General features: G+C 70.2%; 19 protein-coding genes and 1 pseudogene. 17 read left to right on the forward strand and 3 right to left on the reverse strand.

Annotation, left to right across the window (positions count from 1 at the left end; all coding sequences use genetic code 11):
* Positions 1-94: 94 nt before the first annotated feature.
* The 11 genes from AC0Z36_RS27565 to AC0Z36_RS27615 all read left to right on the forward strand — a co-directional run bounded on the left by AC0Z36_RS27565 (position 95) and on the right by AC0Z36_RS27615 (position 11,652).
* Entirely contained in the window at positions 95-997 is a 903-nt protein-coding gene (locus AC0Z36_RS27565) for a hypothetical protein (RefSeq protein ID WP_485465783.1), read from the forward strand.
* Between the two features lie 312 nt (positions 998-1,309).
* Positions 1,310-1,870, forward strand: coding sequence for a hypothetical protein (locus AC0Z36_RS27570; protein ID WP_485465784.1), 561 nt, complete (start codon positions 1,310-1,312; stop codon positions 1,868-1,870).
* Between the two features lie 933 nt (positions 1,871-2,803).
* On the forward strand, positions 2,804-4,147 hold the full coding sequence (locus tag AC0Z36_RS27575; RefSeq protein WP_485465785.1) for a helix-turn-helix domain-containing protein: 1,344 nt from the start codon (positions 2,804-2,806) through the stop codon (positions 4,145-4,147).
* A gap of 297 nt (positions 4,148-4,444) precedes the next feature.
* On the forward strand, positions 4,445-5,206 hold the full coding sequence (locus AC0Z36_RS27580; RefSeq protein ID WP_485465786.1) for a hypothetical protein: 762 nt from the start codon (positions 4,445-4,447) through the stop codon (positions 5,204-5,206).
* A gap of 80 nt (positions 5,207-5,286) precedes the next feature.
* Positions 5,287-6,201 (forward strand): aminoglycoside phosphotransferase family protein, encoded by a 915-nt coding sequence (locus AC0Z36_RS27585; RefSeq protein ID WP_485465787.1) that lies wholly within the window; start codon positions 5,287-5,289, stop codon positions 6,199-6,201.
* A 1-nt stretch (position 6,202) separates the two neighbouring features.
* Entirely contained in the window at positions 6,203-6,871 is a 669-nt protein-coding gene (locus AC0Z36_RS27590; protein ID WP_485465788.1) for a class I SAM-dependent methyltransferase, read from the forward strand.
* Between the two features lie 22 nt (positions 6,872-6,893).
* On the forward strand, positions 6,894-7,439 hold the full coding sequence (locus AC0Z36_RS27595) for an HAD domain-containing protein (RefSeq protein ID WP_485465789.1): 546 nt from the start codon (positions 6,894-6,896) through the stop codon (positions 7,437-7,439).
* Positions 7,440-7,903: 464 nt separating this feature from the next.
* Positions 7,904-9,571, forward strand: coding sequence for an IS1182 family transposase (locus AC0Z36_RS27600; protein WP_485465790.1), 1,668 nt, complete (start codon positions 7,904-7,906; stop codon positions 9,569-9,571).
* Positions 9,568-9,891 carry a hypothetical protein gene (locus AC0Z36_RS27605; protein WP_485465791.1) on the forward strand — a complete coding sequence of 108 codons (324 nt, stop codon included), beginning with the start codon at positions 9,568-9,570 and terminating at the stop codon, positions 9,889-9,891. The genes AC0Z36_RS27600 and AC0Z36_RS27605 overlap by 4 nt, the downstream gene beginning before the upstream one ends.
* A gap of 240 nt (positions 9,892-10,131) precedes the next feature.
* The gene (locus tag AC0Z36_RS27610) at positions 10,132-11,136 is read left to right on the forward strand and encodes a hypothetical protein (protein WP_485465792.1); all 1,005 of its coding nucleotides are present in this window, start codon (positions 10,132-10,134) and stop codon (positions 11,134-11,136) included.
* 189 nt (positions 11,137-11,325) lie between these two features.
* Positions 11,326-11,652, forward strand: coding sequence for a WhiB family transcriptional regulator (locus AC0Z36_RS27615; protein ID WP_485465793.1), 327 nt, complete (start codon positions 11,326-11,328; stop codon positions 11,650-11,652).
* A gap of 36 nt (positions 11,653-11,688) precedes the next feature.
* On the opposite strand, the gene AC0Z36_RS27620 is transcribed toward AC0Z36_RS27615, so the two are convergent.
* Entirely contained in the window at positions 11,689-11,964 is a 276-nt protein-coding gene (locus AC0Z36_RS27620; RefSeq protein WP_485465794.1) for a hypothetical protein, read from the reverse strand.
* Positions 11,965-12,130: 166 nt separating this feature from the next.
* The gene (locus AC0Z36_RS27625) at positions 12,131-13,930 is read right to left on the reverse strand and encodes an RNA-binding domain-containing protein (RefSeq protein ID WP_485465801.1); all 1,800 of its coding nucleotides are present in this window, start codon (positions 13,928-13,930) and stop codon (positions 12,131-12,133) included.
* Positions 13,931-14,360: 430 nt separating this feature from the next.
* Between AC0Z36_RS27625 and AC0Z36_RS27630 the strand changes: the two genes are divergently transcribed.
* Both AC0Z36_RS27630 and AC0Z36_RS27635 read left to right on the forward strand, forming a co-directional pair.
* The gene (locus tag AC0Z36_RS27630) at positions 14,361-14,744 is read left to right on the forward strand and encodes a transposase (RefSeq protein ID WP_485465795.1); all 384 of its coding nucleotides are present in this window, start codon (positions 14,361-14,363) and stop codon (positions 14,742-14,744) included.
* 8 nt (positions 14,745-14,752) lie between these two features.
* Positions 14,753-15,769, forward strand: a complete 1,017-nt coding sequence (locus AC0Z36_RS27635; RefSeq protein ID WP_485465796.1) for an IS3 family transposase — start codon at positions 14,753-14,755, stop codon at positions 15,767-15,769.
* Between the two features lie 29 nt (positions 15,770-15,798).
* Here AC0Z36_RS27635 and AC0Z36_RS27640 read toward each other — a convergent pair whose 3' ends face one another.
* A complete protein-coding gene (locus AC0Z36_RS27640; protein WP_485465797.1) occupies positions 15,799-15,924 on the reverse strand; it encodes a hypothetical protein in 126 nt (41 codons plus the stop codon).
* A 232-nt stretch (positions 15,925-16,156) separates the two neighbouring features.
* On the opposite strand from AC0Z36_RS27640, the gene AC0Z36_RS27645 reads away from it, so the two are divergent.
* From AC0Z36_RS27645 to AC0Z36_RS27660, 4 genes and pseudogenes are all read left to right on the forward strand, one after another.
* Positions 16,157-16,576, forward strand: a complete 420-nt coding sequence (locus tag AC0Z36_RS27645; RefSeq protein WP_485465798.1) for a hypothetical protein — start codon at positions 16,157-16,159, stop codon at positions 16,574-16,576.
* Positions 16,577-16,657: 81 nt separating this feature from the next.
* Positions 16,658-16,753: pseudogene (locus AC0Z36_RS27650) on the forward strand (DNA-binding response regulator); the annotation flags it as partial.
* Between the two features lie 129 nt (positions 16,754-16,882).
* Positions 16,883-17,323, forward strand: a complete 441-nt coding sequence (locus AC0Z36_RS27655) for a hypothetical protein (protein WP_485465799.1) — start codon at positions 16,883-16,885, stop codon at positions 17,321-17,323.
* A 115-nt stretch (positions 17,324-17,438) separates the two neighbouring features.
* Positions 17,439-18,011, forward strand: coding sequence for a GNAT family N-acetyltransferase (locus AC0Z36_RS27660; RefSeq protein WP_485465800.1), 573 nt, complete (start codon positions 17,439-17,441; stop codon positions 18,009-18,011).
* Positions 18,012-18,081: the final 70 nt, after the last annotated feature.

Below are 18,081 nucleotides of genomic sequence, written 5' to 3' on the forward strand. Positions count from 1 at the left end.
GATGGCGGGCTCTACGCCCAGGCCGCATAGTCCTCACGCCCAGTGACCAATTACCGTCCCGCAACCAGCAAGGAACTTCCGACGCGCTGCACTAGTGACCGAAGTCCCCGTCACCCTCGGCGACAACATGCTGGAGGCCGGGACGGTCCCCCAGGTCAGCGCGAACCGTCGTGCCTGCTCGGATTGGATCAAGCATTTCCCCCTCGACTCCTGGATTGCCGACAACGTCGGCCACGCCCCTTTCGTCCACTGCATCGGCTATCACGGCGACGAGACCGGTCGGGCCGAGCGGGATCTCGACCTCAGCAGAGCGCCCCGCGTCCCCGACTTCCCGCTCATCCGCTGGGGCTGGACCCGAAAAACGGCATCCGACTTCCTCCGCGAATCCTTCGGCCGCGAGTTCGACCGATCTTGTTGCAGCTTTTGTCCCTTCCAGGGCAGTCAGTCCGGCCGTGCGTCCCTCATCGAGGGCTGGCGGGCCGAACCGGAGGCGGCGCTGCGCGCCCTGCTCATCGAACGCAGCGCGCTGACCCTCAACCGCAAGGCCAAGCTCTTCGGCTCCCGGGCCGCCTACCAGGTCCTCCGTGACGCCGGCCTCCACGACATCCTCGCGGCCCATGAAGAGCGGCTCGCCCGCCAGCCCTGGAGCATCTACGAGGTTCGGCGGATCTTCCACGCCAAGAACGGCGACCCCGCCACCAAGGGGCACGCCTGGCGCAGCGTCCGACCGCTGCACGTCGGATCCCGGCCCGTCATCGAGGACGCCGTGCCCGATCTCGCCGCGGCATACGGCGGTGAAGCGGAGACCGACGAGCACGGCATCCGCCGCGTGTGCCTCCGCAGTGTCGGTGCCTCCTACCCGGCTGTCGAGCACTTTCTTGCCGTCGGCCCCTTCCTGCCGCAGGCCAAGGCCCGCCCGTCCTTCGACAGCACCTACGCCGAGATCGCTGCGACCACCCCCGCGCGGCCGAAGGCCCGCATCCCCGCAGCCGGCTGACCAACCACCCCGCCATCGCGGCCGACCGTTCCACGAACGCGGTCTCACCACCGTCAGAAAGGGCTTCCGATGCCCCGCCACAGCGCTCCCCTGCGCACCCATCACGCCGACGAGACCAACACGGTCTGTCCCCCCGGACCACCGCTACACGACCAGCGGCAACCCCCTGACCCCCGGATGTCCCGGGCGCGCGTACTTCGAATCCATCTGCTCGGAAGGGGATTTCACCTACCGGGGTACCGCCAAGACGGACGTCGACGGCCACCGTAAGCGGCATCTCACCCAGCACCGCGCAACCGCCGGGAGCCGTCGATGACCTCCCCGTTCGGGGCCGCCGCCGACAACGCCCTCCCCCCGCACGGCACCCCCGCCTTCTGGGAGCTGATGCTCCGGACGACGACCGCGTACGTGAAGGCGACGGCCGGCAAGTCCTTCACCGCCGAGGCCCTGGACATCGTCATGGCGCTGGAACGCAGCTACCCCGACGGGATCCTGGACCTCTCGGCGATGCTCCTCCTGTACGTCTGCGACGAGTGCCCGCAGCTCCTGCGGCGAGGGGACGGCGTCCCGGACCTCGACCGCCTGGTGGGCGGCCCCCCGGACGCGGTGACGGTGCTCGACGTCACCTCGAAGGCCAACAGGACGTTCCGCCGGGGTCCGGCCACCGCGGCCGACATCGAGGGGACCGAGCGCAAGGTGCTCGTACGCGAGCACATGCGGGCCGTCGTGGGCCGAGCGCTGGAGGCGGGCTCCCGGCAAGGCGCGGGAGCCGGGGCGGCCATCCGGCAGGTGCTGGCGGTCGCCGAGGGCGACCCGCGCGCGACATCCGCCGTCCTGTCCTTCGCCGGGGGCGCCGCCGCCGGCATCGAGTAGGCCCCCTGCGACGCCGTCCAACCCGCCTCCCCCCGCAGGAGGCGGGCGGGCGGCACCCCCGGGCCCGTGAAATCGGTCCGGGAAAAGGCCGGTGGGACTTGATCCACGCCCTCAAGTCTGGTAAATTAGTTCATGTCGAGAAGGGGAGGGCAAACCCCGGATCGGCCACCACCGACCACCGATAAGGACCCTCCACGTGACCTTACGGACCGTGGCCGCCCCCGGCATTCCGGCGAGGCCGGCCCCCTGCCCCCACCTGCCCGCCGATCGCGCGGCAGGAACAGGCGGCACCCCGTGACCGATCCCCGGCAGGCCATCGCCACCGACCAGGGCCGCTACTACGAAGACCCCGCTGGCGGCCCGGACCTCATCAGCGTGACCAACGTGCTGGACCACTCCGTGGGCAAGCCGATCCTGGTCCCCTGGGCATCGAAGGTCGCGGCCGTTGTCGTTGCACTTGCCGTGTCCCACGCAGGTCGTGTCGCTTTATGCGAGGGCCGAGCCTCGGGTGCGTGTCGCGCCGCGGTGAGTCATCGTGTCCCATATTCTCGACCGAGATATGGCAGAGGTCACATCGTCTGGTGGCGTGATCTGTGGTCCGGCAGCCGACAGTTGAGCTCGGTACTGCTGAGCCGACTATACGGCGGCATGCCCAAGGCGGCGGCTGCCAGCCTTCATCGCGGGACCCCCGTCGTCGACCTGAAGGTCCGGGCGGGAGTCAGGCTCCTTCCCACCCGGAGGCCCCATTCCTGCTGCGGTCCGCGACATGCCGAACGGTCGCGCCCGGCAAGGCGCTCCGCACCACGTCGGCCGGTGTCCTGATCCGATCCCTCGTTTGTGGCATCAATGCCCGATTGCTCTGCCAATCAAGGGTGTTCGGCGAGTACGGTTGCGCCCTGTAGTGATGTGATCACGGACTTCGGGGCGTGTCCAGTGATAGAAATCGACAAGACCATAGGCAGTCGCATCGAAGCGGGTCGCAAGCGCAAGGGCCTGCTACAGCACGAACTCGCGGCCCAAATCGGGCGATCGGAGTCGTGGGTCGGGCAGGTGATCCGGGGGGTTCTTCCCCTGGACAGCGTGCGGCTGGCGGAGAAGATCGCCCAGGTGCTGGATCTGAGCATGGAGCACCTTCTGGCGTTCGACGTCCGTTACGGCACCGAACCTGTGATAGCACAGGGCGTAAGACTGCAAACGTCGTTCCTGCCGTTGCCCCGCGCGCCGTCGCCCGATGCGGAAAGTTCAGACGCCATGCTCCGACGCACCTTCACCCTCGGCTCGCTGGCGGGCATGACCGCCGCCATCGCCGGCCTTTCCCCTGACGCCCGCGCCCAGGTCAGCCGCCCTTCGGGCGGCAGTGTCGACCAGGCCACCGTGGACGAACTCCGTTCGATCGGCGCGGGATACCGTCGTTCCTACAAGTCGTTCCCCGCCTCCAGCCTCGTCCCCGTCGCGCACGGCCAGCTTGAACTGGTGCTGTCCCTGCGGCCCAAAGACCAGTCCGCCCAGCTGCGGGACTCCCTGCTGGCGCACATGGCGGAGATGGCCGCGCTGGCGGCGATCCTGCTGTCGCTGGATCTGGGCGAACAGGATCAGGCCGACGCCTACACCGAACTGGGCTACCGGATCGCCCGGGAGATCGACAGCCCGGAGCTGTGCGCGCTGCTGCTGGGCGGCCGGGCGTTTCGCACCTCGTACGGCGGTGACCCGGCCGGCGGGCTGGAGTACGCGCTGGCGGCGGTGGACGCCGCCGAGCGTGGGGCGTCGGCGCGGATGCGCGCGTGGACGAACGCGGTGGCCTCCGAGATGTACTCCTCCACCGGCGACGACCACGGCTTCCGGTTCTCGATCGAACAGGCCCGCACCCTGCTGACCGGCCCGCTGGACGACGAACGTTGGGGCGGTATCGCCTGGTTCGACCTGTCCAAGGCCAACGCGTACGAGGGCAGCGACCTGGTCCGGCTCGGCCGTCACGCCGAAGCGCTGCCCGCACTGGACCGGGCGATCGACAAGCTGTCGCCGCAGATGCTGCGGCACCGCTGCACCGCCTACACCTCTCGCGCCGAGGCCCATGCCGGGGCCGGGCACGTCGAACAGGCCTGCGCGGACGGACACGCCGCCTTGGACCTGGCCACGCAGATCCGGCACCGCGAGATCGTCCGCAGGGTCGGTGACGTGCACCGCGGTCTGCGCTCGCACAAGACCGCGGACACCCGCAGCCTGGGCGAGCACGTGATCGACACCAAGACGCTGGTGGCGGCCGGAAGCGCCGCCTGAGCCTGCGTCAAGCCGGAGCAGGTTTCTTTCCTGGAGGAAATCTGCTCCGGCTTCCGCATGTGATCGTCCGTGCGTCCGGGCAGGTCGAAGGCCCTTTCCGGAGCGCGGGTGACACCGGGGATCCCACCCGACCCGCAGCCGGGCTGCGGGTCCGTAACCCGGCTGCGGATGCGACGCGGTCCGAGGCGTCACGGTGGTGGTGTGCCGCCCCGGACGAGAAGAGTTCCCCCCGTCCGGGACGGCGCTCCACGACCATCGGCACCGCTGCCACGGTGCCCGAACCGGATCGGAGAACCAGTGACCACCACCGTCGCACCGAAGACGATCACGGCCGAGCTGCCCGAGGAGTTCGACCCGCGCTGGAACCGGCTGCCCGGCATCACCGTGGACGGCAACCGCGTCACCGTCGACCCGGAGGAGTACTTCTTCCGGTTCGAGACCAGCTCCTGGCTGATCATCGACTGGGACACGGTCAAGGACGGCCTGCTGGACGTCCAGGAGACCGAGGAGAACACCCTCGAACAGCTCGCGCTCGACTTCATCAAGGCCCACGCCCGCAGCACCACCGACGGCGGGCAGGTCCTGGCCGTCGCCTATCAGGTGTACGCCTACCTGTTCCGCGACGAGCACCTGGCCACCCTGGGCCTGCCCGGCGTCACCGCCGACCACCTGAAGATGCTTCGCCAGGCGGCGGTGTTCATGGCGCTGAACAAGGTCGAACTCGACGGCCACATCTCCAACATCGGCCCGTGCTGGTTCTTCCCGTCCGCCACCGGCGTCGTCTTCGACCTCTCCGAGCAGGAGGGGCAGATGCTCGACGAGGTCTACCACGGCGGCTGGTTCAACGAGCACCGCCGGATCGAGGGCATCAAGGCCCACACCGCGCTGGGCGGCCGGCTGGTGCACGGCTGCCAGTCCAAGCCCTCCCAGACCGGCGGCGTCGTCGCCCCGTACGGGACGTTCATGCCCGTCTTCGGCCGGGAACTGGCCGGGATGAAGGCCTCCTGGATCGCGGAGGTCGAGTCCCACCGCGTGACTGCGGCCCGACCGGCGCGTTGACCCTTGGGTTCCGGGGCGGCGTCGCCGCCCCGGAACCACCCCCGACCACCCTTCCCGTCACGCCAGTTCGGAGCCCGCCCGTGGACCAGCAGCTCGTCACCGACATCCTGACCGACATCCGGTCCGGCTCCGGCCTGCCGGTGCCCACCCGCACCGAGGTGCGGGTCTGGTCGCTGTCCGGCGTCGAACGCCTGACCTTCGCCGACGGCACCACCGCCATCTACAAGTTCGCCGCCGCCCCGTTCACCGGCGAGGAGCAGATCCTGCGCGCCGCCCACCGGGCCGGGATCCCGGTGCCCCGGGTCCTGGGCGGCCGCGTCCGCGACGGCGTGATGGGCATGGTCGTCGAAGACCTCGGCGAACCGGTCCGCGAGGCCGGTGACGCCGACGGCGCCGCCGCCGCCGTCGTCCTGCACGCCGCACCGGTCAGCCCGCTGCTGCCGGTGCTCGACGCCGACGCCCTGGCCGCGCTGCCCGCCCTGGCGCGCGGACACCTGCGCCGCCTGCGGGAAGGCGGCCGGTGGACCGGTGGAACCGGGGACATCGCCGCGATGCTCGACGCCCTGGACGTCGTTGCGGCCAAGCGCGCCGAGGGCGCGGGCACCGCCCCGTGGGGGTGGGTGCACTCCGAGTTCCACCCCACCAGCCTGCACCTGGGCAACAGCGGCCGGCGGCTGCTGGACTTCGCCCGCACGTTCACCGGCCCCGGCCTGCTTGACCTGGCCTCCTGGCACGGGACCGTCGAGGACGCCGACCCCGCGCGGCTCCGCGGGCTCATCGGCGCGTACGTCACCGCCGGCGGTCCTCGCGCGGCGCTGGCCGAACGCGGCGGGCTGGCCGCCGAGGCGTGGGCTTTGGGCTGGCACCGGGTGTGGGCGGTCGAGTGGTTCATGGAGCAGGCCCTGCGCTGGATCAACGACCCCGCCCAGGACGACGCCTACATCAAGGTCGTCCGCTGCCACCTGAACACCGCCGTCAAGCTCCTGGAGCCGTGAGATGGACCTCTGGGACGCCCACGCCGCCGCCCGGCTGGCCGACGGCCCGCCCGGTCCGCTGGACCCGCCGCCGCGGATGGAATGGACCCAGCGGCCGGGCACCGGCCCCGGCGTCGAGGTCCTGGGCGGCGACCTGACCGGGAGGAAGGTCGTGGAACTGGGCTGCGGCGCCGGGCACAACACCGCCCACCTGGCGGCCTGCGGCGCCCTGGCCGTCGGCGTCGACCGCTCCGCCGGGCAGGTCCAGCGGGCGGTCGCCCACTACGCCCACACCGGGGCGGAGTTCGTCCGCGCCGGAGCGATCGCCCACCTGCGCCGGGACACCGGCCGCCTCGACGCGGTCATCTCCGTCTTCGGCGCGATCGGCACCAACGAGCCCACCCGGCTGCTCGGGACGTGCTCCCGCCGCCTGGCCCGCCGGGGACTGCTGGTCTTCAGCGTCCCGCACCCCGGCCGGTCCGGGGTGATCCCGCTCAACCCGCGTACCCGCGAACAGATCACGCTGCCCGACGGCGGCACCACCGACCTCCGGTGGTGGGACGTGTCACCCGGGGCCTGGACACGGCTGCTGAACCGGGCCGGCCTGCTGGTCACCGACATCCAGGAACTGCGCGTGTCCGACGACGCGCCCCGGCCCGCCACCTTGCTGGTCACCGCACGGAAGCCCTGACCCCACACCCTGGGAGGCACCGATGCACCAGACCCCGTTCCTGCTGCTGGACATAGACGGCGTGCTCGTCCCGTTCCCGGCCGAGGACAAGTCCACCCCGCCCACCCACACCCGCCACCGGGTCCACCTGGCGGAATACCCCGACCCGATCCAGGTCTGGCTCAACCCCGCCCACGGGCCGCTGATCCGCGACGCGCTGGCCACCGGCCTGGTCCGGCCGATGTGGTGCACCAGCTGGCGCGACGAGGCCACCAGCCTCATAGGGCCGCTGCTGAAACTGCCGGAGTTCGGGCATCTCGAGCTCCCCCGGCTGCCGATCACCACCAGCCACCCCGACGGCTATCTGTGGAAGCGCGACTTCGTCGAACAGTGGCTCGTCGGCCGCCCGGCGGTGTGGATCGACGACGACTTCACCGGCCTCGACCACCGGTGGGCCGCCGAGCGCACCGCCGCCGGGACGCCGACCCTGCTGATCGAACCCGACCCGTACGCCGGGCTGTTGCCCGAGCACGTCATGGCCGCCCTGGAGTGGGCGGGCAGCCTGGCCGCTGTTCCCGGTGCCGCCTGAGCCCTCCCCGCGCCCGGATCGACGAGCCTGATCCGGGTGCGGGAGGGCTCGGCTGCCGGTGGCCGAACCTCCCCGCCCCGTCGGGAAGTTCCTTCTCCGGCGATGTCCGATCTTCACTCATACGGGTGAATCTGCGGTTTCGCTCTCTCCGGGATGCGCTGATCAATGGATGTGGGGCGCGCGAACCGGCTGGAGATCGGTGACAAACTCACGGGTGGTCAACTGCACGAGCCGAGCGGGGCCGTCCGGCTGCCGGCGTCGGGCAACTGCCGCACATTGCCGCCGGTGGCGGCCTGTTCGCGTAGCCGCAGGATCTCCTCGTGCTGGGCGGCCAGCCGGGAGACCGCCCGCTCTTCGAACCCTTTGAGGGACTCTGTCGGGAATCTTGAGGACGGGCAGTAAACGATCGTGACGTTGCGTCAGGCTCGTTGGAACGTTCCGCCCACGTTCCCCAGGAGCCTGACATGTCCCTGCGTTCTCACTCCGGAGCCGAGATACCGCTGTTGACTATGCGGGTCGCCCGAGCCAGCAACCCTCACGGCACCACCGCGATGTGGATCCGCGACCGCCTCGACGGCTTATGGAACGACGAGGACTTCACCGCCTGGTACTCCCGTGACGGCCGCCCCGGGCTCTCGCCCGCACAACTGGCCACCGTCTGCGTGCTGCAGTACGCGATGAACCTGTCCGACCGCCAGGCCGCCGAGGCGGTGCGCTGCCGCATCGACTTCAAATACGCCCTCGGCCTGGAACTGGAAGACCCCGGATTCCATCACAGCGTCCTGTCCGACTTCCGCGACCGGCTCGCCGAAGGCGACCGCGCCGACCGGCTGCTGGGCCTCGCGCTCACCCGGATCCGGCAGGCCGGCCTGCTCAAAGGGCGCGGCAAGCAGCGCACCGACTCCACCTACGTCCTGTCCGCCGCACGGGAGCTGACCCGCCTGGAGCTGGTGACCGAGGCGGTCCGCGCCGTCCTGGAGAACGTGGCCCGTGACGCGCCGGAACTGCTCGATGAACTGGTCACCGCCGAGTGGGCCGAACGCTACGGTCGGCAGGTGCGCCTGTGCTCCCAGCCCAGCCACCCCGTCGCCCGGCTCGAGCAGGTGGGCACCGACGCCCGCGAACTGCTGCAGCGACTCGACACCCGCTTTACCGGCGGCGCCGTCCCGGTGCAGGCCCAGGTGCTCCGAACGATCCTGGTCCAGCACTTCCTGCTCGACGGGCGCGGCCGGTTCCGGCCGCGCACCAAGCGCGACGGTCAGCCGCCTTCCCGGGTGCGGATCGAGTCGCCCTACGAGACCGAGGTCCGCTTCACGCGGCGCGGCGACACCCGCTGGACCGGCTACCTCACGCATGTGACCGAGACCTGCGACGAAGAGCGCGTCAACGTCATCACGGACGTGGCCACCGTTGTCTCCAGCGCGGACAGCCAGGCGCTGCCCGGCATCCATGCCCGCCTCAGGAGGCTTCGCCTGCTGCCCGGGCAGCACCTGGTCGACGGCGGCTACACCTCCGTCGCCGGCATGGACGCCGCCGCCCGTCTCCACCGCGTCACCCTGGTCGGGCCGCTTCCCGCCAGCACCTCACCGCAGCACCGGGCCAAGGACGGCTTCGGCCGGGAGAACTTCGTCATCGACTTCGACCAACACGAAGTCATCTGCCCCAACGGGCAGGTCAGCGGCAACTGGCAGGACCTCCCGATGGCAGAGCCGACCTCGGTGACGGTCCGGTTCGACGCCCGCCAGTGCGGCCGCTGCCCCGAGCAGACCGCGTGCACCCCGGGCCCGTTTCGCAGTCTGTACTTCCCGACCCGCCGCCTGCACGAACTCCAGGCCAAGAACCGCGCCGACCAGCAGAATGCCGACTGGCGCAGGCTCTACGGACTGCGCTCCGGGGTCGAGGGCACCATCGAGGAATTCGCACACGGCCATCGAGGACGCCGGTGCCGCTACCGCGGCCTGGCCAAGACGCACGTCCAGCACGTCCTGACCGCACTCGCGATCAACGTCGAACGGCTGAGCCTCCAAGAGCCCGCCGACTCCACCCACCGGCCCCGCCCACCCACGGCATTCCAGCAGTACCTCGACGCACGCGGCCTGCCCCGACCCCTGTGGTGGCGGCAAGGCAAATGACCCCGGAACTCAAGATTCCCGACAGAGTCGCTCAATGGTGGGGAGCGGACGTGCCAGAGGATCCGGGAGCGGGTGAGCTGGCAGAGCTGCTGGACGAGATCGTGGAACGTCTGTGCGGCGATCGAAGCGAGGAACGGTCGCGGAAGGCCGCCGGGTCTCTGGCTGAGGTGGCCGAGGCTTTGCGGGCGGTGGCCCGGCTCGGCATTCTCCTGCCGGCAATCTCGTCGTGGCATCTGAGGACTGCGCTTCAGCAAGAGGCCGCCGCCCGCGGGCAACTCGCCACGCAGGGCGATCCTTGGCCGGCCCGGGACCCGCGGTAACCGGCATCCTGAGCCGCCGAACGGCGTGGCGCTCCCCTCCGGGTCGAGATCCACGGCTACATTGACGCCCTGCGGCACCGGTCTGCTGCTCCTCACGCGAACCTCGGCCCCATGGGTTCCAGGCGGAGGCGAACAAGCACGGCTTCGACCAGCTCCACCCCACCGACCTTGATGTCGCATCCAGTACCTGTTCCTCACACTCCGCGGGCCGACGGAGCCGAGCGAAAGGTGCTTGTGCCGATGTCGGCCTCCCAGATCAGCAGCCGTGCCCGCACGTACGCCCTCTACACCGGCGCGCCCCGCCAACTCGCGTGCGACGTCGTCGCCGCCCTGCCCCCGGACGCGCCCCTCATCCCGGCACCGGTCCAGCAGGCACAGCTCCTGCTGGAGTCCGAGACGCTCTACTGGATCCTCAACGCGCAGCGCCACTTCTTCGAGTACCCCCTCGGCATCCGGTACGTGCAGCCCACTGCGGACGGCCTCAGGCTGCACGTGGAGAGCAACGCCAGCCTCGACAGCCTGCTGGCCGGACTGCTCCCCACCCGCGCGCCCATGCGCACCGGACGCGACGAGATCTACGGACTCAACGGCGTCCGCATCTGCGCGCGGACCGAGCGCGGGATCGAGCTCCGCCGGCTTGGACAGCCCACCAGCATCCAGATCACCGGTCCCTCCCGCCGCGCCTTCGAGAAGGCCGAGTCGGCCTTCGCCCAGCAGATCCAGAGCAACGGCGCAGAGGCCTGCTGGCTGGCTGGCGATACCTGGACCGCCTACGAGAAGCAGTGGGACGACGAGCGCCAGCCGATCGCCTACGACCCCACCTGGCGCGCCGCGGCCTGGCTCCCCAGCGGCCTGCTGCGCCGCCTCGGTCTCCTGCACACGGTCGCCGTCCCCCAGGTCGTCACCGGCCACGAGGCACGGCTCGGGGAATTCTGGATCCTGGAGATGGACCACTTCTCCGACACCGGCCTGCGGCGGGCGGAGCTGGTCCAGGCGCTGACCCACCCCGAGCACGGCCTGCCCCTGGAACTGCGCGGCCACCGCGACCTGACACCCGGCGAGGGCCTCGGCCTCGTCCTGCTGAAGTCCCCGGACCGCACCGCCGTCCTCCAGCTGCGCTACGACCGCGTCGACTACCCGGAGAAGGACCGTGCCGAGATGTTCAGGGCGATCCGCCAGCGCATCGGCAAGCTCACCGGTGATGCCCCGCTCCCTGTCGTGCCGGGAGGCCGGGCCGATGGGTGACACCGTGCCGCGAGGGCCGGCCCCCGGTGCTGCGCCGACACCGTAGCCCCCAATCGCGGGGGTTCACCCGTAGGAGTGGCTGCTGGATATCGATGTTCCCTGCCTTGCCCGATTGGCGTAGCGTCACCGAACTGCCAGCGTCCTAGGGTGGGATCGCGTAGGCGGATCGGGGAGAGGACGGCGTCGGGGGTGGTCGCGGGTGATGACGACGGCTGGGGCGAACGAGCGGTATGCCGTACTGCTGATCCGGAAGAGCTGTTCGTAGAGGGCGCGGCCCAGAACAGGGCGAAGGCCGTCTGTAGCGGTTGCCCGGTGCGCACGGAGTGCCTTGCCCATGCTCTTGATCAGCGTATTGAGCACGGCGTTTGGGGAGGGATGACGGACCGGGAGCGACGCGCGCTCCTGCGTCGGCGCCCTACGGTGACGTCCTGGCGCAACCTGTTGGAGGCAGCCCGCAAGGAGCACGACCGGTCAGCCCGTGCCGTAGACGGTCCGGGCTGGCAAGCGGCCGGCTGACGCGGCCGATCCGAATCCCGGTTGGCGACCCGGCTCTCACACTTCCGCGTCGATAGGGATCGTCACCACACTTCCCAGGCTCAACGGCGGGATGGACTGACCAGGCTTCGGCTCCTGGCGATGCCACTGCTGGCCGGTCTGACCTGTGCCCACATTCGTCGGGCCTTCCGGCTCCCGCCACTCCACGACGGCGCCGGGAAACTGCTCCTCGGCCCGTCGATCGCACCACGCCAGGGCGTCGTCGAGTTTGCTGAACAGGGCTCGGCCGACGCCCGCGAACGTGGCGAGGAAGTTGACGGTCGGTTCGCTCATGGGTCCTGAGCGTAGACGCGATGCGGCAGCCGTCCCCCGGGCGGTCAGACCGAGCCACGCACATGACCAGAATCAGTCCCTTCTCCCGGACCAGCGCTTCACGTGCCAGGCCAGACCGAGATGAGGTCGCAGGAGCGACGTGTTCCGGTGTGACCGGCCCGTGTGCCTACTGCAGTGCGTTCAACTCCGCGTCGATGTACCCGAACTCACGGGCCATGTGCACCAGGGCCCGCCTCGTCAGGTGTCGGCGCTGGGAAGCGGGGACGAGGGGGTCGCCGGTGATCGTGACGGCCATCATGGGCCGACTGCCGTCACCGGTGCCGAACGGCGCCAGGTCGACGAGGGTGTCCAGTGCGGGCAGGACGCTGTTCGTTGCGGGCCGTTCGCTGCTGAGCCGGAGCTCGGTGGTGGGCGGCGCCGACCACGGCAGATGCCCGGCGTCGACGAGGCCGGGCAGCAGTTCGGCGGCTGTCTCCCATGCGCTGAGCAAGGCCGCCTGAGCTTCCTCCAGCTGCAGCTGCGTGTCCCAGCCGGGGCCGACAGCCGCAGCCCAGGCCGCGGAATCCTCGACCAAGACCTCTGCGCACGCGACCACGGTGGACTCCATCGACGTCGGCAGGGTGAGCATGACGCCGGCGCTCAGAGCTGGTGCGCCGTCCGGGCTGCTGATCGTGCACGTGTAGGCGGCGGTGCGGGAGGAGTTCCCGTACGACCCACGCTCCCACCGCGCGGCTGGCAGATTCGCCCCTCGGCGCTGCGACAGCATCGTCAGCGCACCGGCCAACGCGCTGATCTGGAGCTGCTGCTCGAGCTCGTGCCGCCGCTGTTTGGTGATCTCCAGGGTGCCCGGAGCGGCCCAGGGGAGATTCACCACGGCGCGCAGACGCAGAGCCGGTGTCTGGCCGGCGGTCCAGTTCGTCGCCGACCGGCCCTGATGGAGGCTGAACCGGGGGAGCGGCTGCCATCGCCACGCGCCGTTCTCCGGCCGCGTCAAGCGGCCCGCACCCCAAGATCCGCTGTCGAGGTCCACGCTGTGCGCGTCGGCCGGGATCACCCACGGCTGGCTGTCGGCTGCGGGTGCGACGGGGTAGCCCACGGCCGCGAGCGGGTCCTGGCCCGCGGCGCCGTGGCCGGCTTCGATGATCGCCTGCCAGACGGGCGCGGCGACCGCGACCGGCGGGCGACCGGGGACCAGGCACAGGAGCCACCCCGGTTCGCCGTCGCGGACATGGTGCAGGTCCTGCATGGCGGCTGGCCCGTGGGCCCATGCCTCTCCGGCTGGCTGGCCGAGTCCGGCCTCGGCGAGTTGCCGGTGCGCGTCGCGCAGCTCCCGCTCCCGGTCCGGGAGGCCCTGTCCGATCCGTAGCGCGGTCGGTTCGGTCCCGGCCACGGCTTCGCGAACGAGCTCGGCGAGTGCCTGAGCCGTCGGCATGCCGGAGGCCCGGACGCCGGCGGAGAGCAGCTGCTGAATCTCGGTCCGCAGCAGCCAATGCGTGCTGTCCCCGTCCCGCACGGGCACCGCGACCGTGTCCGGTCGGGCCGATCCGGGCTTCCCGACCGGTGCCGGCACGACGAAGAGTGTGTCGACAGCCTGTGCGGGGATGTGGATGAACACCACCCGCTCGTCTTCGCCGGACCAGCCGACCCGGACTCCGCGCAGGGACGGCGTGATCTGGGCGCGGATCAGCTTGCGGATCTGGTCCAGGTTCACCGCTGAGGGCTCGACTGCGACGATGTGGTCGAGTACTTCCTCGTCGTGCTCCGGACGGGTCGCGATGCCGATGACGATGACGCCGCCGCCTCCGTTGGCGAAGGCGCCCACGTCCTTGGCGAGTTCCTCGACCGCGCGCGGATTGGCCAGCTCGTACGGAGCGGCTTTCGCGTCGAGCCACTGAGTCTCGCGCAGTTCGAGAAGGGAGCCCGGCTCGTGAGCATCCAGCGCGGCCAGCGCGCTCTTCAAATCCATCGACACGCAGGCAGTATCCACCGGCGCCTCTCCCTCAGGGGGCCGGTTTCTCAGTTCATGTGCACCCATGAGCTGGGCGTTGGTCTTGCCCGCCGTCCGGCCCGCCCGGGGTCGTCCCAGGACTGAGCGGAGGTCGGGCTGCTCACCCTCCCTCTACGTGGAGGGTCCCCAGGCTGCCGAACACCGTTCGGAACGCCACCTGGTCGGTCCCCGAGCTGGTGACGGCCACTTCCTCGAACCAGCGGCTCGCACCACATCAACTGGTCGGCCAGCCCCCGACCGGGATCGCCGCACGGCTCCCTCCCTGGAATGCCGCGATCCCGCAGACTATCGGCAGATCACAGCGGAGATCCCCCTCCCTGTCACTCTTGGGTGAAACGCCTGGCTTTGTCGGGTTAGCCTGGAGGGCGTGGACAGGAGTACCACCCGTATGACCAGTAAGAAGTCCCCTGCGATGGACCCGGCTCCCCGGCCGAAGCGCCGTTCCTTCTCTCCCGAGTACAAGCTGGGGATCGTCGCTGAGTACGACGCCGCGCCCCGGGGCGAGAAGGGTGCGGTCCTGCGCCGCGAGCGCCTGTACGACTCCCACCTCACGGAGTGGCGGGCCGCGCGTGACGCCGGCGCTCTGGAGAACCTGGTGGATCGCCGCACGAGCCCGGCCCGCCCGAAGAAGTCGCCCCTTCAGGCGGAGAACGACACACTGCGGCGCCAGGTGGAGCGGCTGAGCCGGGAGGTGGAGAAGCGGGACGCGGCGCTGGAAGTGCTGGGAAAAGGCATTCGGCTCTTCGAGATGATCTCCGAGAAATCGGACTGAAACACCTCGTGGAGCCGCGTCTCGGCGCCCTGGCCGAGGAGCTGAGGGAGCACGTCGGGATCGTGACGGCCTGCCGGATAACCGACCGCTCCCGCGCCACCCACCACCGCTACCTCCATCCCGCCGGGCCGAAGCCGAAGCAGCCCCGGCCCGCGTCGCCCTCGGCCCTGTCGGGCGAAGAACGGATGCGGGTACTGACGCTGATGAACAGCCCCGCCTACGCCGAACTGCCGCCCGCCCAGATCTGGGCCCGCGAGCTGGACGAGGGCCGCTACCACTGCTCCATCCGCACGATGTACCGGATCCTGGCGGCCGCAGGGCAGACCGGCGAGCGCCGCCGCCAGGCCACCCACCCGGCCAAGACCGTGCCCGAACTGGTGGCCACCGCGCCGTGCCAGGTACTGACCTGGGACATCACCAAGGTTCAGGGGCCGAACAAGGGTGAGTGGTATCACGCCTACGTCATCATCGACATCTACAGCCGCTACATCTGCGGCTGGACCGTGGAGCGGGCCGAATCGGCAACACGGGCCGAAGAGTTGATCTGCGAGACCATCGAGCGGGGCGGCATCGTGCCCGAGACCGTACACGCCGACCGCGGCACCTCGATGACCTCGAAGAAGGTCTCCCAACTGCTCATCGACCTCGGAGTGACCAGGTCACACTCGCGCCCCAAGGTCTCCAACGATAATCCGTACATCGAGGCGAGCTTCAAAACGATCAAGTACTCGCCGGACTATCCCGACCGGTTCGGCTCCCTCCCGCATGCCCGCGAGTGGTTCGACGCGTTCATCACGTACTACAACCACGATCATCGGCACTCGGGCATCGGACTCCATACAGCTGCCAGCGTGCACTTCGGCACCGCCGACATCGTGCGCGACCAACGCGCCGTGACCCTCGCCGAAGCCTACGCAACCCACCCCGAACGCTTCAGCCGGCGCCCCCAACCACCCAAAATTCCCGAGCAGGCATGGATCAACGACCCCGCCAAGCGCAAGGAACCCGAACCACAGGCTTCATAGCTTCACCAACGTCTCATTTGCTTTGACATCTACCGCGTCAGGTGCCACTGCCCGCCGGAGTCCACGGCCTCCGCCCGGTAGGGGGGATCCGTCCGTTCGGCCGCACCGCCGCCCTCGGCTGCCACGCCCGCCTCGGTCTCTTCGGGATCCGGCATGGGTGCCTCCAAGTCTTCCCTCGCGAGGCGCCTGCCCGCCTCCACCGCCCCGGACAGCCGCGTCCGCCCCGGCGTCTCCCCGCCCGCGACCGCCGGGCGCGTGGGTCCACCACTGCCAGCGGGGGTAGCGGCAGACTGTCCGCGGACGCCACACTCCGTCAGGATTGACGGCAACGGCTGCACCAGCCTCTTGGCGTCAGCCCGCACACCCGAACCAGAGGAGAACCACGACGTGTTGCGCCGATCTGCTCTCACCCTCTTCACCGCAGCGGGCCTGGCCATGTCCGCGGCACTGACAGCGCCGGCCGTCGCGGCGACTCCGTCCGCGGCCGCCGTCTACCCCACCAGCCGGGTCTACGTGGCCGACGGCACCGGCAGTTACATCTCCGGCACCCTGACCTGGTACAACCGCTCCGCGGCCTTCAAAGGAACGCTGAAGTCCGTCGGCTGCCGCCGCATGTGGGCCAGCGTGTTCGACAACTACGCCAACCCGCTCGGTGCCAGAAGCAGCAGCACCCACTGCAACACGGTCACCTCGGTACCCGTCACCCTCCCCGCCGATGTCCTCGGCGGCGGCTCCTACGCCGGCTTCTGCCTCGACGACGCAAACGGCAAGCCGGTGACGTCCTGCGGCGTCTACCCCCGCCCCTGACCGCTCACCAGCAGCTGCCCGCCGGCCGGGATCACAGGAGCGCCGGCCCGGATTCGGAGGGGCCGATCGGGGCGTGGCTACCACGCGGTCACCGTTGTGGGTGACGGGCGGGCGGCGGTGGAGGGGATACGGCACAGACAGCCGGACCTGCTGGTGCTCGACGTCAGGCCAGCCAGACGACGGAGACGGCACACCGAGCGGTCGCGCTATCGAGATTCTTCAGTCCCTTCAGTCCCCAGGAACCAGTACAGACCACGCTCTCCACGACCTGACAGGATCTAATCCCCGCTGGACGAGGAGAAGACGATGCCCGAGGGTCTGGTCACACTGCGTGAGTACTGCGAGAACCCGGCCAACCACGCCCCCCGGTCCACACCCGCGCCCGCTCACGAAGCGACCCTGGACGACACCACCCCGCAGGCCCCGTCCGTCTTCGACCCGGAAACCGGCCGCGTGCGGGTCATGAGCCGCAAGTGCGACACGTGCATCGGCCGGCCCGGCAACCTCAAAGGGCTCAGCGCTGCCCGGCGTCGCGAACTTCTGGGCCAACGCCCCGACGGCTCCTACGACGAGGGGTGGACCGTCTGCCACGCCACCCTGCCCGACACTCCCGAAAGCAGTGCGGACTTGCCGCCCTCCGTGTGCGCCTGGGTCGCCCACCACCCACAAGCCGCCGCCCGCTCGCTGGCCATGCGGATCGGCGACGCCCAGGGCATCGACTACATCGACCCCCAGCCCGCGTCCTGATCAACCCAGGCGATACACGTCCTCGGCCAACGACCACACGGCACGGATGCCCGGCTGCGCTCTGTCCGGCGGGAAGACGGCTTCCCGTCGAGCCGCCAGCTGGCAGGCTGACCCCATGGACTCCGTGGACGTCGCCCTGGGCCGCGTTTGGCCCGCCGAGCTGCGCACCGACCGCCTTTTGCTCCGCCCGGTCGCGTACGAAGACGGCTCCCTCGTACGCGAACTGCTGACCGACAACCGGGTGCGCGCGCACCTCGGCGGTCCTGCCAGCGAGGAACGCATCACCGCGAGGCAAGCCTCCTACCCGAAGGCAGCCGGCACCTGGACTGTCGTACGCGCCGTCGGCGAGCAGGCGATCGGTCTGGTGACCATCGGCCCCGACCACCGCTGCGAGGGCCGCGCCGAAGTCTCCTACCAACTCCTCCCGGTCGCCTGGGGCGAGGGCCTCGGACGGGAAGCCGTCGTCGCCGCCGTCACCTGGTGGCATGACGCTGTACCCGCCGGCGGCCCGCTGGTCGCCATTACCCAAGCAGCGAACACCCCCTCACGCCGCCTGCTGGAGTCGATCGGCATGATCACGGTCGACGAGTTCGACGAGCACGGCGCGCGCCAGTGCCTCTACACCCTCGCCGACGGTCAGGACGAGACCGACCTGCGATGGGCCCGCCAGTTTTGTGATGGTTTCTGATGGTCATGTGGTCATGCTGCGAGGGCGACGGTGGGACGCCGGGATTCGTAGAAGGTGCCGTCGCGGAGCA

It is taken from the genome of Kitasatospora sp. UYEF31, from assembly GCF_057291755.1.

Excerpts from the sequence above, each read along its gene's own strand:
- AC0Z36_RS27590 (WP_485465788.1), top strand. The coding sequence starts at position 6,203 with ATGGACCTCTGGGACGCCCACGCCGCCGCCCGGCTGGCCGACGGCCCG.
- AC0Z36_RS27640 (WP_485465797.1), bottom strand. The coding sequence starts at position 15,924 with ATGCCGGATCCCGAAGAGACCGAGGCGGGCGTGGCAGCCGAGGGCGGC.
- AC0Z36_RS27595 (WP_485465789.1), top strand. The coding sequence starts at position 6,894 with ATGCACCAGACCCCGTTCCTGCTGCTGGACATAGACGGCGTGCTCGTC.
- AC0Z36_RS27605 (WP_485465791.1), top strand. The coding sequence starts at position 9,568 with ATGACCCCGGAACTCAAGATTCCCGACAGAGTCGCTCAATGGTGGGGA.
- AC0Z36_RS27660 (WP_485465800.1), top strand. The coding sequence starts at position 17,439 with ATGGACTCCGTGGACGTCGCCCTGGGCCGCGTTTGGCCCGCCGAGCTG.
- AC0Z36_RS27630 (WP_485465795.1), top strand. The coding sequence starts at position 14,361 with ATGACCAGTAAGAAGTCCCCTGCGATGGACCCGGCTCCCCGGCCGAAG.
- AC0Z36_RS27570 (WP_485465784.1), top strand. The coding sequence starts at position 1,310 with ATGACCTCCCCGTTCGGGGCCGCCGCCGACAACGCCCTCCCCCCGCAC.
- AC0Z36_RS27600 (WP_485465790.1), top strand. The coding sequence starts at position 7,904 with ATGTCCCTGCGTTCTCACTCCGGAGCCGAGATACCGCTGTTGACTATG.
- AC0Z36_RS27620 (WP_485465794.1), bottom strand. The coding sequence starts at position 11,964 with ATGAGCGAACCGACCGTCAACTTCCTCGCCACGTTCGCGGGCGTCGGC.
- AC0Z36_RS27655 (WP_485465799.1), top strand. The coding sequence starts at position 16,883 with ATGCCCGAGGGTCTGGTCACACTGCGTGAGTACTGCGAGAACCCGGCC.
- AC0Z36_RS27625 (WP_485465801.1), bottom strand. The coding sequence starts at position 13,930 with ATGGATTTGAAGAGCGCGCTGGCCGCGCTGGATGCTCACGAGCCGGGC.
- AC0Z36_RS27610 (WP_485465792.1), top strand. The coding sequence starts at position 10,132 with ATGTCGGCCTCCCAGATCAGCAGCCGTGCCCGCACGTACGCCCTCTAC.